The 12,610-nt window shown below is 52.1% G+C and carries 13 protein-coding genes; 5 read left to right on the top strand and 8 right to left on the bottom strand.

Features of this window, described 5'->3' with window-relative positions; all coding sequences use genetic code 11:
* Positions 1 to 4 precede the first annotated feature (4 nt).
* The 3 genes from L855_RS03380 to L855_RS03370 form a co-directional block, all read right to left on the bottom strand.
* On the bottom strand, positions 5 to 1,006 hold the full coding sequence (locus L855_RS03380) for a bifunctional riboflavin kinase/FAD synthetase (RefSeq protein WP_159784155.1): 1,002 nt from the start codon (positions 1,004 to 1,006) through the stop codon (positions 5 to 7).
* A 66-nt stretch (positions 1,007 to 1,072) separates the two neighbouring features.
* Positions 1,073 to 1,960 (bottom strand): MBL fold metallo-hydrolase, encoded by an 888-nt coding sequence (locus tag L855_RS03375; protein WP_159784152.1) that lies wholly within the window; start codon positions 1,958 to 1,960, stop codon positions 1,073 to 1,075.
* A gap of 493 nt (positions 1,961 to 2,453) precedes the next feature.
* Entirely contained in the window at positions 2,454 to 2,840 is a 387-nt protein-coding gene (locus L855_RS03370; RefSeq protein ID WP_159784149.1) for an AbrB family transcriptional regulator, read from the bottom strand.
* A 186-nt stretch (positions 2,841 to 3,026) separates the two neighbouring features.
* Between L855_RS03370 and L855_RS03365 the strand changes: the two genes are divergently transcribed.
* The 3 genes from L855_RS03365 to lspA all read left to right on the top strand — a co-directional run bounded on the left by L855_RS03365 (position 3,027) and on the right by lspA (position 4,661).
* Positions 3,027 to 3,470, top strand: a complete 444-nt coding sequence (locus L855_RS03365; protein ID WP_159784146.1) for an RrF2 family transcriptional regulator — start codon at positions 3,027 to 3,029, stop codon at positions 3,468 to 3,470.
* Positions 3,471 to 3,629: 159 nt separating this feature from the next.
* Complete coding sequence (gene pyrR, locus L855_RS03360; RefSeq protein WP_192924985.1) at positions 3,630 to 4,184, top strand: bifunctional pyr operon transcriptional regulator/uracil phosphoribosyltransferase PyrR; 555 nt, start codon at positions 3,630 to 3,632, stop codon at positions 4,182 to 4,184.
* A complete protein-coding gene (gene lspA / locus L855_RS03355) occupies positions 4,185 to 4,661 on the top strand; it encodes a signal peptidase II (RefSeq protein WP_159784143.1) in 477 nt (158 codons plus the stop codon). It begins immediately after the preceding gene.
* Positions 4,662 to 4,675: 14 nt separating this feature from the next.
* On the opposite strand, the gene rpaB is transcribed toward lspA, so the two are convergent.
* Positions 4,676 to 5,410, bottom strand: coding sequence for a response regulator transcription factor RpaB (gene rpaB / locus L855_RS03350; RefSeq protein ID WP_192924984.1), 735 nt, complete (start codon positions 5,408 to 5,410; stop codon positions 4,676 to 4,678).
* Here rpaB and L855_RS03345 point away from each other — a divergent pair.
* A complete protein-coding gene (locus L855_RS03345; RefSeq protein WP_159784140.1) occupies positions 5,398 to 5,769 on the top strand; it encodes a hypothetical protein in 372 nt (123 codons plus the stop codon). The two genes, rpaB and L855_RS03345, sit on opposite strands and share 13 nt — an antisense overlap.
* A 189-nt stretch (positions 5,770 to 5,958) precedes the next feature.
* Entirely contained in the window at positions 5,959 to 8,208 is a 2,250-nt protein-coding gene (locus tag L855_RS03340) for a transglycosylase domain-containing protein (RefSeq protein WP_159790932.1), read from the top strand.
* A 34-nt stretch (positions 8,209 to 8,242) separates the two neighbouring features.
* Here the strand turns inward: L855_RS03340 and L855_RS03335 are convergent, their stop codons facing one another.
* From L855_RS03335 to L855_RS03320, 4 genes are read right to left on the bottom strand one after another with little or no spacing between them, the layout of a single operon-like run.
* Complete coding sequence (locus L855_RS03335) at positions 8,243 to 8,533, bottom strand: hypothetical protein (protein ID WP_159784137.1); 291 nt, start codon at positions 8,531 to 8,533, stop codon at positions 8,243 to 8,245.
* A gap of 54 nt (positions 8,534 to 8,587) precedes the next feature.
* Positions 8,588 to 9,805 (bottom strand): acetate/propionate family kinase, encoded by a 1,218-nt coding sequence (locus L855_RS03330; protein WP_159784134.1) that lies wholly within the window; start codon positions 9,803 to 9,805, stop codon positions 8,588 to 8,590.
* 8 nt (positions 9,806 to 9,813) lie between these two features.
* Positions 9,814 to 11,235 (bottom strand): pyruvate kinase, encoded by a 1,422-nt coding sequence (gene pyk, locus L855_RS03325; RefSeq protein ID WP_159784131.1) that lies wholly within the window; start codon positions 11,233 to 11,235, stop codon positions 9,814 to 9,816.
* A complete protein-coding gene (locus tag L855_RS03320) occupies positions 11,232 to 12,224 on the bottom strand; it encodes an L-lactate dehydrogenase (protein ID WP_159784128.1) in 993 nt (330 codons plus the stop codon). The genes pyk and L855_RS03320 overlap by 4 nt, the downstream gene beginning before the upstream one ends.
* Positions 12,225 to 12,610: the final 386 nt, after the last annotated feature.

The raw sequence follows: 12,610 nt of genomic DNA, 5'->3' as shown, positions 1-12,610 counted from the left end.
GAGGTCAGGGAAGGGTTTGTAGGTGCGATCGCGCCGTTTGACAATCCTGGTGAATTTGCGCTTTGAGGGCATCGAGACCAGGAAACTGTTGTTCAGGACGGAGATAGGTCATCAGATGGACGGTGAGGGAGCGGTTATAGAGGTCTCCTTGCCAATCCAGCAGATGGACTTCTACCGTGGGGCGATCGCCAGCGACGGTGGGACGGCTGCCCAAGTTCATCACCGCCGGGACTTTGCTTCCATCATCCAATTGCACCCAGGCACTGTAAACCCCCCAACGAGGGAGAAATTTATCCTGGGGGAGTTTCAGGTTGGCGGTGGGAAAGCCCAGGGTACGGCCGAGTTGTTGCCCGAGTTCTACGGTGCCTTGCAGTTGATAGGGACGACCGAGGAGACGGTTGGCCCGCTCAACCTCTCCTTCTGTCAGCGCCTGCCGGATGGTAGAACTACTGATGCGATGACCCTCTAAGTATTGCAGGCCAGCGATGGAGGTCTCCATATGATAGTCCTGGGCAATCTGCCGCAGTCGGGCGCTATTACCCGAGCGGTTACGGCCGAAGTGGAAGTTTTCGCCGACGCTTACCCGTTGGGTCTGGAGATGTCGTTGTAAGATTTCGCTGACGAAGGCCTCGGGGGTGAGGCGCGCCAGTTCTCGGGTGAAGGGGAGGAGAACCAGTTGTTCGACCCCGAGCGATCGCAGAAGATCAACTTTTTCATGGACTGGGGTGAGGAGCGATCGCGCAGTTCCGGTAAAAAATTCTTGGGGATGGGGGTTAAAGGAGATGACGGTGGCGTAGATGCGATCGTCGCGATCGCCACTCAATCGGGGACTCAGCTCAGACTCAGCGCCCTCACCGCGCACCTGAGACAGGGAAAAATCCCGTTGAGGCGCATCATGAAGGATTTCACCAATCACCGCCTGATGCCCAAGATGCACACCATCAAAATTCCCTAAGGCAACCTTGGCAGGACTCAGGGCTGTTGTCAAAGAGGAAGTCACCCACACAGGCTTTGCACGGTAAAAAAGAACAACGGGATATCAGTGCCAGAGTGGGCCCCCGTCCCGGTTGAGTCAAACTTTAGCATGAGCTGGCATAAAGGCACCGGGAGAGGGAGCAATTACCACGCTCATCCCCTCCCGGGCCAGAAGACTGCTACTAAACGCCGCTTTCACCTGTTCCCCCGTCCGGTCAAGGAACTCATCATTGTGGAGTGGATCGTGATGAAAAATCACCAGGCGCTTCACATTGGCGGCTTTGGCCACCTTAACCGCTTCCTGCCAGGTGGAATGACCCCAACCCTTCTTACTGGTTTTGGGGTGATGATACTCCTCATCCGTATAGGTGGCATCATAGATCACCACATCGGCATCCTGGGCTAATTTGAGGACATTGGGGTCGAGGCGATCGGCATAATGCTCTGTATCCGTAATATAAGCAGCGGCATAGTCATGCCAGTTGACGCGGTAGCCGACAGCTTCTCCAGGATGATTTAGATGGGCCGTTTCCACCCGCACCTCACCAATTTCAATCGTCTGGCCCACCTCAATATCATTGAAGTCCAGTTGCGCTCCCATAATCTGTAACGGCACCGGAAAGTTCGGGTGCAGCATCTGATCGTTGAGTCGCTGTTCAATGGTGGCCCCATTGGGTGCGACCGCGCCATAGATATGAAACTGATTCCCCTTGATAAAGGCAGGGATGAAAAAGGGAAAGCCCTGAATATGGTCCCAATGGGTATGTGTAAAGAATAAATTGGCTTCGACGGGCATTTGTGACAGCAGATTCTGTCCAAGAACCCGCAATCCCGTTCCTCCGTCAAAAATGAGGCGCTCACTGCCAACGCGCATCTCGACACAGGGCGTATTACCGCCATATCGGACTGTTTCGGGCCCGGGACAGGCAATACTACCTCTAACGCCCCAGAAATGAACCGTGAATTGGTCGTTCATGCTAGACATGGGTGGTTTTCGCTTCGATTGGCGAGAGCGCGTCAACGGGTTAAGTCAAAGTAAGGGTTAACGTCAGCAAGCTACTGTGAGTTAGATCACAATGATGGAACATAGGACTGGATGGCCGATGCCGCTCAGCTTACTGGGTGGATGCCTAGGTTGAGACGATCTGGCCCGCTAAGTCCAACTCAAGGGCAAGTGGGTCAGTCAATAGACCGGTCTCTCCACTAGCCTAACCTCGATTGTTCCAGTTGTGGCAAGCAGATTACCCAGGTCACGAGTTCAGCAGTGCTGGTTTGCCAATCCCCAGGGCCGTCTGAGAAGGGCTTTGAGAGCCGAGACGGAACTGTATCAAGACGATTTTAGCTTTGTCTAGCTTAGCAGGAGACCTCAAAAACTGTCTGCCCAATATCGAGGACACCTGACTCTGGGATCACTATTAAGAGATCGGAACGCAAGTTGAGTCAGGACGGGTGTGGCTTGGGCTTTCCGGTTTGGGGCCTTACAGCTCCTCCTCGGCAGCCCCCACTTGTTTCAGATGAATATGTTTACGACCCAAGGAAATTTCAAACTCATCTCCCGGAGTCAGTCCCATCTGTTTCGTATAGGCCGCCCCAATCAGCAAGTTACCATTGGATTGGACGCTGATACGATAGCTGGCACTGCGCCCACCCCGTCCATTGGACGGTTGCTTACTATCGAGTTCAATGCCCTCAGCATCAATCAGTGCATTGAGGAATTTCATCATGTTGACTCGTTCTACACCATTTTTGGTGACGGTGTAATAGCCACATTCTCGGGCTTTTTCCTCTTTGGGGAGACTTCCCAAGGCCCGAACTTTCTCAAGCAGTTCATTTCCGGTCAAGGCATTTGGATTCGTGGTACTCATTAATCTTCTCTCAAAAACGATAGACAACCGTTGTTCGCTATTGTATCTTAACGGAAGTTTATTTCGAGTAAAAGTTTAGCATTGATATCAATTTCCTGAACGATCATCGCCTTTTCAGCCCAACGGACTAGCGAGAATCCTTGGGACTTCGACCGGGAGACAAGCCCACGAATCTTAGGGACGAACATGAAACTAACCACCCAAGGCCACTACAGCGTCAAAGCACTGTTGGATCTCCGTTCTAACGCACGCGATCGCCCTGTTTCTGTCCGCGAGATTGCCCAACGGCAACATCTCCCGGCCCCTTATTTAGAAAAGTTATTGATTCGGCTGCGACAGGCGGGGATCGTAGAATCTGTACGGGGGCCCCAGGGGGGGTATCAACTGGGGCGATCGCCCGAGGAGATTTGTCTAGGGGAAATTTTGGCTGCTGTTGGGGAAACCTTACAGCCATTGCCCCGTCATGATCCCGATGCTGCACTTGCTGAAGATTGGGTCACCTTCGTTCTCTGGAACCAACTCCACCAAAAACTCAAACAAGCCCTCGATCGGATTTCCTTAGAAGACTTATACCATGATGCCCGAAGTTGGCAAGCCGCCCAGGGAGAACAAACAAGTTTTGTGGTTTAGTGAAAGACAGTATGCTCGCAAGAGCGGCATTGGCTCGATGCCATTGTCCCTTGCTCCCTCGGGTTATCTTCCCCCACCATGCCCAAGGGCGGGCCGCCGAGAGTTGTTAATCTTATAGCATCACTCCCTAGTCCCTTGCCCCCCTATTGACATCTTGTCATGATGAAAGTTGTGGAAATCCTCTCGGCTGAAGAAATCCGCCGAACCCTGACCCGTCTAGCCTCTCAAATTTTAGAAAAATCCGGTCATCCGGATCGGCTCGTCTTATTGGGGATTCATTCCCGAGGAGTCCCGCTAGCTCACCTGCTGGCCGAACAAATTGAGGCCCTAGAAAATGTGTCAGTTCCTGTCGGGTCGCTCGACATCACCTTTTATCGAGATGACCTCGATCGCATCGGAGTACGAACTCCGGAACGAACCGAGATCCCCTTTGATCTCAATGATAAGATTGCCCTACTCGTCGATGATGTTATCTACACCGGGCGAACGATTCGCGCTGCCTTGAATGCTGTGCAAGAATATGGTCGGCCTGACGCAATTTGGTTGGCAGTTTTAGTCGATCGCGGTCATCGGCAACTGCCCATCCACCCCGATTTTACCGGGAAAACTCTGCCGACCTCCAAAGATGAACAAGTGAAATTTTGGGTTGAGGATTGGGATGGACGGGACGCGGTTGAACTGCTCAAACCCATCGATAATGGGGATCTAGCTTGAATGAAACGGTTACTACTACGCAATGTCTACGGTTGGCCCCCAGCGATTCTGGGGTTGGTGGCCGATGGCCTCAGTAAGGCTTGGATTACCGATCACTTCTATCTCCACGAAAGTCGCCCCATCATCGCCAATGTCTTCTATTTCACCTATGTCCGCAATCCAGGAGCTGCCTTTGGCTTCTTCGAGAGCCCCTGGCTGAAGTGGTTATCTCTCGCCGCCAGCCTGGGACTGATCGCACTGCTGCTGTGGGGGCCTCGCCTGAGTATTTGGGAGCAAGTGGGCCTCGGCTTTATCCTCAGTGGGGCCATGGGCAATGGCATTGATCGTTTCTTTTTGGGAGAAGTGGTGGATTTCCTACATCTGCCGATTATCCCCTTTATCAACTTCCCCATTTTCAACCTGGCCGATGTCAGCATTAACCTGGGCATCATCTGCTTGCTGATTGTAGCCTGGCGAGAGACAGACAGCGCCCCCTAATCCCCTGAGGCGCTTTAATAATCAAGGGTTAATTGAGAAACTCGCCGCTGGGCCACATAGCCAAAGCCCCGAATCGTCAAAATCAATTCGGGGTTTTTGGGATCATCTTCGATTTTAGAGCGGACACGAGCCACATAGACATCAATCACCCGCAAATCCCCCTGACGAGTGGGGGCATATCCCCAGAGTTTTTCGAGAATCTCAGCTCGCGAAACCGGTTCTCCGGCCTGTTCAAAGAGCAGTTCTAGCAGTTTAAACTCTGTGTAGGTCAGCGCGATACGGTCACTGCCCTTGTACACCTGTTGCCGGTTGCTGTCGATGCGAATTTCCCCAACTTCTAGGGTTCCTGGTGCCACAAACCGCGCTGAAGCTGGATCTCGGAAACGCCGTAGGATGCTTTCGATGCGGGCTTCGAGTTCTCGGGGGCTAAAGGGTTTGACTAAATAATCATCCGCACCGGCTTCTAGGCCCGCAATGCGATCCTTAATGTCTGCCAGGGCCGATAACATGACCACGGGAATACTGGAGCCTTGGCGCAGTTGTCGGCAAACCTGAAAGCCATTGATCTGCGGTAACATCACATCTAAGACGACTAAATCCGCCTGATTCTCCTCGAAGAAGGCCAAGGCATCCTGACCATCGGCCACTGTTGCCACATCATAGCCGGCCATGGACAGGCGCACATCCAACATTTGCCGAATGGCTGCGTCATCGTCAACGACTAGGATTTTCGCTTTTGACTTTTTCAAAACTTGATCCCCTCTCCCTTCCCAGGCTCACCCATGTCTTGGACAACGAAGTAAGCCATAATCGCCAGGACATCGCCAGGATGAAACTGCCACAAGACAGGCCACCCCAAACCGAGTTTGGGATGACAGCGATGCTGCGGCCTCAACCATGGCATGTGCTAATTTTTATAACAAATGTTTTCAAAATGTTATCATTTGTGATGCAAACGGGTCAAGTTCTCAGGAAAGAAAAAATGGCTGAAATCTTTATTGCGAGGTTTATCTGGATAGACGCATCCGAAATTGTCCCCATGAAAGCCCCGATTCACTCTCAGCTTGCCAAGGATTTTCATACAAAACTTTGCAAAAATAGGGGTTGACAAAGTTGCGCAGTTGTAGTTAAAAGAGTTGGCTCTTGTATCATGGGAAACCCCAGTCATCCTGCAACTGAGAAAGGTGGATGTCACAATAGAGCCAGATGTTTGTCCTTTCTCCGACACGGTCCTGATTTGCCTGTGACTTCACCAAAGCCTCCCCACGATCGCCAACGGCCAACTCCTCCGACGGAGATGCCGCCGAGTCAAACTCAGCCCCAAACCTTTCTAGGCAACGTCACCGAGGTGGCCAAAAAGCTTCACGCCAAGGTGAACTTTGGGGACTTGGCTCTCAACCCTAAGGCACGGGTTCCTGAACTCTGGGTTCAGACGGGCAGTGAGGACAATGCCCAAATCTATCCTCTGGTGGGCGATCTCTATCTGTTGGGGCGATCGTCTCAATGTGACATGGTGGTTCCCACCCCCCTCGTCAGTAAAACCCACTTCTCCCTCAGTCGTGATAGCCGCGAAGGCAAACGCCACTTTGTTCTACGGGATGAAGGCTCCACCAACGGCGTCTACATCGGCAAACGTCGCCTCCGCAAACTGCAACTGCAACATGGCGATGTGTTGACCCTGGGCCCCCCGGATCTCGCCGATGCGGTGCGAGTGCAGTTCTATGATCCGCCCCCCTGGTACGTGCGGGGCTTTCGTTGGAGCCTCTATGGGGTGTCCGGGGCCTGTGCCCTAGCCACCCTCTTGGTGTTGGCAGAATGGCAAAAATTTACCGTGCGTCCCCTGCCTCGTTCCATCACCGGGCCCACCATCGTCTATTCCCGAGATGCCGAACGGCCCCTACGGGAACCCTACAGCACCACCCATGTCGAACATCCCACCTTGGCAGAATTTGGGAATTATCTCCCCAATGCCGTCATTGCCTCTGAGGATAGTCGCTTCTTCTGGCATTTGGGCGTCGATCCCATTGGGGTGTTGCGGGCCTTTGTCACCAACCTGCGGGGAGGCGGGATTCGTGAAGGGGCCAGTACCGTCACCCAACAACTCGCTCGCAGTCTCTACCGAGACTATGTGGGGACTGAGGATTCAGCGGGACGGAAATTGCGGGAGATGATCGTGGCCCTGAAGCTCGAAACCTTTTACAGCAAGGATGATCTGTTACTGACCTATCTCAACCAGGTCTTTCTGGGGATTGATCTCTATGGCTTTGAAGATGCCGCTCGCTTCTATTTTGGCAAGTCCACCCAGGAGTTAACCCTCTCGGAAGCCGCCACCCTGGCCGGAATTTTGCCGGCCCCCAATCGCTTTAATCCCATCCAAAACTATGAGTTGGCCCTGCAATACCGCAATCGTGTCATTGAACGAATGCGGGCCTTGGGGAAAATCTCTCAGGAAGAAGCGGATCGGGCCCGGCGATCGCGCATTGAAATTAACCCGGAAGCTCGGGAAATTCTCGAAAGCACGGTTGCCCCCTATTTCTATGATCACGTCTTTGTGGAACTCGAACAACTCCTCGGTTACGAACTGGCGCGGGAAGGGAACTTTATTGTGGAAACCGGCCTTAATCCTGAACTACAAGAGCAAGCCGAGCAGAGTTTACAGGAGTATGTTGGTACCGTTGGCAGTCCGTTGGGCATATCTCAGGGGGCGATCGTGTCCTTGGATTATCGCACTGGGGAGATTGTCGCCTTAGCCGGGGGAGTCGATTATCGGAGCAGTCAATATAATCGGGCCACCCAAGCTCGCCGACAACCCGGCTCCACCTTCAAAGTCTTTCCCTTCGCTGAAGCTCTCAATCAAGGGATCAGTCCGGGGACGGTGTTCTCCTGTCAACCCCTCACCTGGCAGGGACAATCCTACCGTCCCTGTGAACGCAGTGGCGGTGATATCAATATGTATCAAGGGATGGCTCAGTCGGAGAATGTGGTGGCCCTGCGCATTGCCCGAGAAGCAGGACTCAATAATGTCGTCCGTCTAGCACGGGACTTTGGCATTCGCTCGGAGTTGGCCCCAGTTCCGGGGTTAGCGTTGGGCCAAAGTGAAGTCAGTTTGTTGGAAATTACCAACGCCTATGGCATTTTTGCCAATCAGGGCCGCTGGAACCGTGGCCATGCCATTCGTCGCATTTTGGACAGTAGTGATTGCACCAATGCCGATGATTTCCAAACCTGTCGGGTGATTTATGACTATGCTCAGCAAGAACCCACCTATCAAGCCGTCGTCTCTCCGGAGGTGGCCGGGATTATGACCAACTTATTGCGGGGTGTGGTGCAGTCAGGAACCGGGACAGCGGCAGCTTTTGGCGCGGGAGAGGTGGGCAAAACAGGAACGACAGATTTTGCCGTGGATTTGTGGTTTATTGGCTATGTTCCCCAAGGTTCCTTAGTGACGGGAGTCTGGTTAGGGAATGATGATAACAGCCGCACCTATGGGAGTAGCAGTCATGCGGCGGAACTCTGGCGCAGTTATATGAGCCGAGCAGTCGATTAACTCTGGCCCCATCTCGGGGGTGAGAGGGTGGCGGCTACTGTTGTTCGGGGATGATTAGTTTGCGGTAGGACTTGATGAGGTGGCTTTTGGAGGGGTGCGATCGCCCACTGTTGAAGCCAGACAGATCCTTAACATAACGCCCAATCCAACTATTAACGGTCGTCTGCGCCCCCAATTCTTCTGCCAGGCGATGGTACTGGGCAGACCATTGGGGATTGGCTTCGATGGCCATGCAGACATGCTCGATTAAGTCTTCATCAGGGGGAGAGGTGAAACAATTTAAGACTTGTTCGACTAACTGACGTACACCTTCGGTTTTGTTCATAATCCCGGTTCCCAACAATCAAGACAATCTCTCCGTCCCGTTAGGATACCCTTTCTAAGGACACCGGGCCAATTGCCAACATTCGCGGGCGATCGCCCAATCCTCCTGAGCGCGAATCACCGCCACCTGCACCTCAGAGTTAGGAGTCGAAATCAGGCTATTTTTGGGCGAACCCTGATTTTTGCCCTCATCCAACTGTAGGCCCAAAAACGTAAAGCCAGCACAGGCGGCCGATCGCACCGCCGCCGAGTTCTCCCCCACCCCAGCCGTAAAGGCCAACAGATCCAGGCCCCCCAACTGGGGAATCAAAGCCGCGATCGCCCCCTGAAGCCGTAACACATACATCTCAAACGCCAGCCGGGCCCGCTCATCTCCCGCCTCTCGGGCCTGCAAAATCTCCCGTAAATCCCCCGAGGGGCCAAAAATCCCCTTTAACCCCGACTGCTTATTTAACAGTCGATCCACCTCCGAAGCCTCGACTCCCATCTGCGTCATCAAATAGAGAGGAATCGCCGGATCAATCGAACCACTGCGGGTTCCCATCATCAATCCCTCCAAAGGCGTAAACCCCATCGTTGTATTCACACTCTCGCCCCCACGAACCGCCGTCAGGGAACAGCCATTGCCCAAATGAGCCGTAATCATCCGCAACGACTCCAGGGGTTTGCCCACCAGCGTCGCCGCCTGTTGGGCACAATAGCGGTGGCTAATACCATGAAAGCCATAGCGACGAATCCCCTTCTTAAACCAGTCATAGGGAATCGGATACGTCGCCGCCGCTGGGGGAATGGAGGTATGAAACGCCGTATCGAACACCGCCACCTGGGGAATATCCCCCAACACCGCCTCCACAGCCAAAATTTCCTCCAGATGAGCCGGATTATGATTGGGGGCCAGGGGAATTAAGTCCTCAATCGTCTGTTTCACCGCCTCATCAATCAACGTCGCCTGACAATAGCGATCGCCCCCATGTACCACTCGATGGCCAACCATCGCAATCTCCGATAACGCCCCTAACACCTGCGTCTCCCCCTGCACCAGAGTCGCCAACATCTCCTCTAAGCCATGATTGGGAGTATCACGGCTTAGGTGTGTCTCTTGCTTAATACCATTCGCCGTCACCGTTAACTGGCCATAATCTGGGCTGATTCCCCAATCCACCATCGCCTCCCAAATTGGCTCTGCTGGTGTCTCGGGGAAGGCCGCCTCAGGCAACTCATAGACACAACTTTTCTGGGAACTCGATCCGGCATTCAACACTAAGACTTTCATCAAAAACCTCACAATGGCGACTCACTAATGCGATGTAACTTGAGGAAATTCGTCCCTCGGGAATGTTTCGTAGGAATCCCCCCCACAATCAAAATCTGATCGCCAATCTCCGCCAGATTGCGCTCTTGTAACCCCGAATTGGCATGTTCAACCAGTTCCTCAAAGGTTTCGCCATCATCATCAATCAGAATCGGCTTCACCCCCCAAATTAAATTCAGCCGGTGATAGACATCCCGATTGGTGGTGAAGGCCACCACCAGGGCTTGGGGCCGTTCCTTAGACGCAATGCGGGCCGTGTAGCCGGAACTGGTGAAGGCTGCAATACAGCGCAACTCTAACAAGCGATCAATGGTATTTAAGGCTTCTGTCAGGGCGTGGGTTTCGTCGGTTTCCGAGGGGGGATAGTTGACAAATTCCGCCTCCGGTTCAATCTGACGGGCAATTTTGGCCATCATCTGCACTGCTTTTACGGGATATTTCCCCACCGCTGATTCACCGGATAACATGATGGCATCGGTACCATCGAGAATGGCGTTGGCCACATCACTGGCTTCGGCCCGAGTGGGGCGCGGTTCCCGGATCATGCTATCGAGCATTTGGGTGGCGGTAATGGCTGGAATCCCTTTTTGATTGCAGGCGCGGATGATTTCTTTTTGCAACATGGGGACTTTTTCAGGACTCATTTCGACCCCCAAGTCTCCCCGGGCCACCATGATCCCATCACATTCATCGACAATCTCCTGTAAATGGGCGATCGCCTGGGGTTTCTCGATTTTGCCAATGACAGGAACTTTGGTATCACTATGGTCTGCAATAAACGCCTTCAATTGGCGAATATCCTCTGCTGTGCGAACAAAGCTCAACGACACCCAATCAATACCTTGAGACAAGCCAAACTTTAAATCTTCCTTATCCTTGTCTGTCATCGAGGGCAAATGCAAGTCTAAAGTAGGGATATTCACACCCTTACGACTTTTTAGACATCCGCCTTCTACCACAACGCAATGAACAGCATGACCCTCGATTTTTGTGATTTCTAACTCCAGCAAGCCATCATCCAAAAGAATTTGCGATCCCACCTGAGCTTCCTCAGCCAAATCAGGATAGTCTAAGCCCACAGTATTGGTTTGCTCATGATACTCAGCATTGGGAATTAGAATCAATTCCTCCCCTTCCGTTAAAGGAATTTCACCCTGAGGTAAATTGCAAACGCGAATTTTAGGACCTTGCAAATCCTGTAAAATCGTGATAGGCGTATCCAGTTCTCGGGAAATTTTGCGTAGATTGTCAATGGTGATTTTATGCTGCTCATAGCCCCCATGAGAAAAGTTCAACCGGGCTACACTCATCCCGGAAGATACCATTTTTCTAATCACCTCAGGACTATTACTTGCCGGTCCAAGAGTCGCCACAATTTTCGTGCGGTTCATAGTGATATCTCCTTGATAATATCGATCATGACTCTGGCAGACTGTTCAAGTTGTCGAGACTCTGTTGGCGTTAACGACAACTGAAGCATTCGATCAGCACCCTGTCGATTGACGACAGTGGGCAAACTCAAGCATACATCTTCAATATTGGCAATCCCATGAACTAAACTACTGACGGTCATCACTCGATTCTGATCTCGTAGAATAGATTGCACAATATCGGTCACCCCTAAGCCAATAGCATAGCTGGTATAGCCCTTGCGTTTAATAATCTCATAAGCAGCATCCCGGGTCTCCTGAAAAATTCGTTGCAGGCGAGGATCATCGGCGCTGGGGCTTCCCTGCCAACCTCCCTCACACAAAGGCATCCCCGCAATATTTACCTTACTCCACACCGGCACTTCACTATCACCATGCTCCCCGATAATATAGGCGTGTAAACTGCGAGCATCTAGGTGCAATTCTCGCGCTAATAGGGAACGAAAGCGAGCCGTATCTAAGACCGTCCCTGTCCCCAAAACTCGTGATGATGAAAACCCAGATAGCTGGAGAGACACATAGGTCATAATATCTACGGGATTTGTCACAATCAGTAAAATCGCCTCTGGACAAAATTTGGCAATCTCAGGAATGAGCTGACGAAAAATTGCTACATTTTTTTGTACTAAGTCAAGACGAGTTTCCCCGGGCTTCTGAGCCGCTCCGGCTGTGATAATTACAATATCAGCATGACGACCTTCCTCAGCCACGGTGCCGGCACAAATTGCCGTTGGTGCAACGAAGGGTAAGCCATGGGCTAAATCCATCACTTCTCCCACGAGTTTATCTGTTGCCAAATCCTGTAATACCAGTTCATCGAAGCAGTTTTGAATCAACAGAGAATAGGCACAGGCCATCCCCACCTGTCCTGCCCCAATAATCACAGCTTTACGGGGTTGCAGGGCCTGAAATTGAGAATCCGGGAGCGTGGTAAACAGATGTTCAAACATTAGGGATGATAGCAAATTAGAGAGTCTGTGAAACGGCCCAGCCCGATCACATGGAGACATAGGGAGGAGTAGCCTCGCCTCAGCCGTTCGCTGAGTTAGCCATGGCAACTGTTTATAGTATAGGATCAGGATCTCCCCTGGAGGTCATCCCTCCAGATTAAGTTATCCTTAAAAATTTTAGGGCGATTGTTGGGAAAGATTCCTGTTCAGAATGTGGCGCCATGGAATGCTCTCTCCATCTGTCCCTAAACCCGTGACTTTTGCGATCGCCCCCCTGGAACTGAAATACAATCAGCACTTCTGTCAACCTTTTGATGTAACCGAGCTTACATTTTATAGATTGAGTTTTTTAACGGAGAATTGTCAGAGATTTTGGCAAACTTAAC

The sequence above is a fragment of the Sodalinema gerasimenkoae IPPAS B-353 genome (genome assembly GCF_009846485.1).
Lineage (GTDB): Bacteria > Cyanobacteriota > Cyanobacteriia > Cyanobacteriales > Geitlerinemataceae > Sodalinema > Sodalinema gerasimenkoae.
Note: the sequence above shows the minus strand (reverse complement) of the source record. Positions and strands in the feature narration are given on the sequence as shown.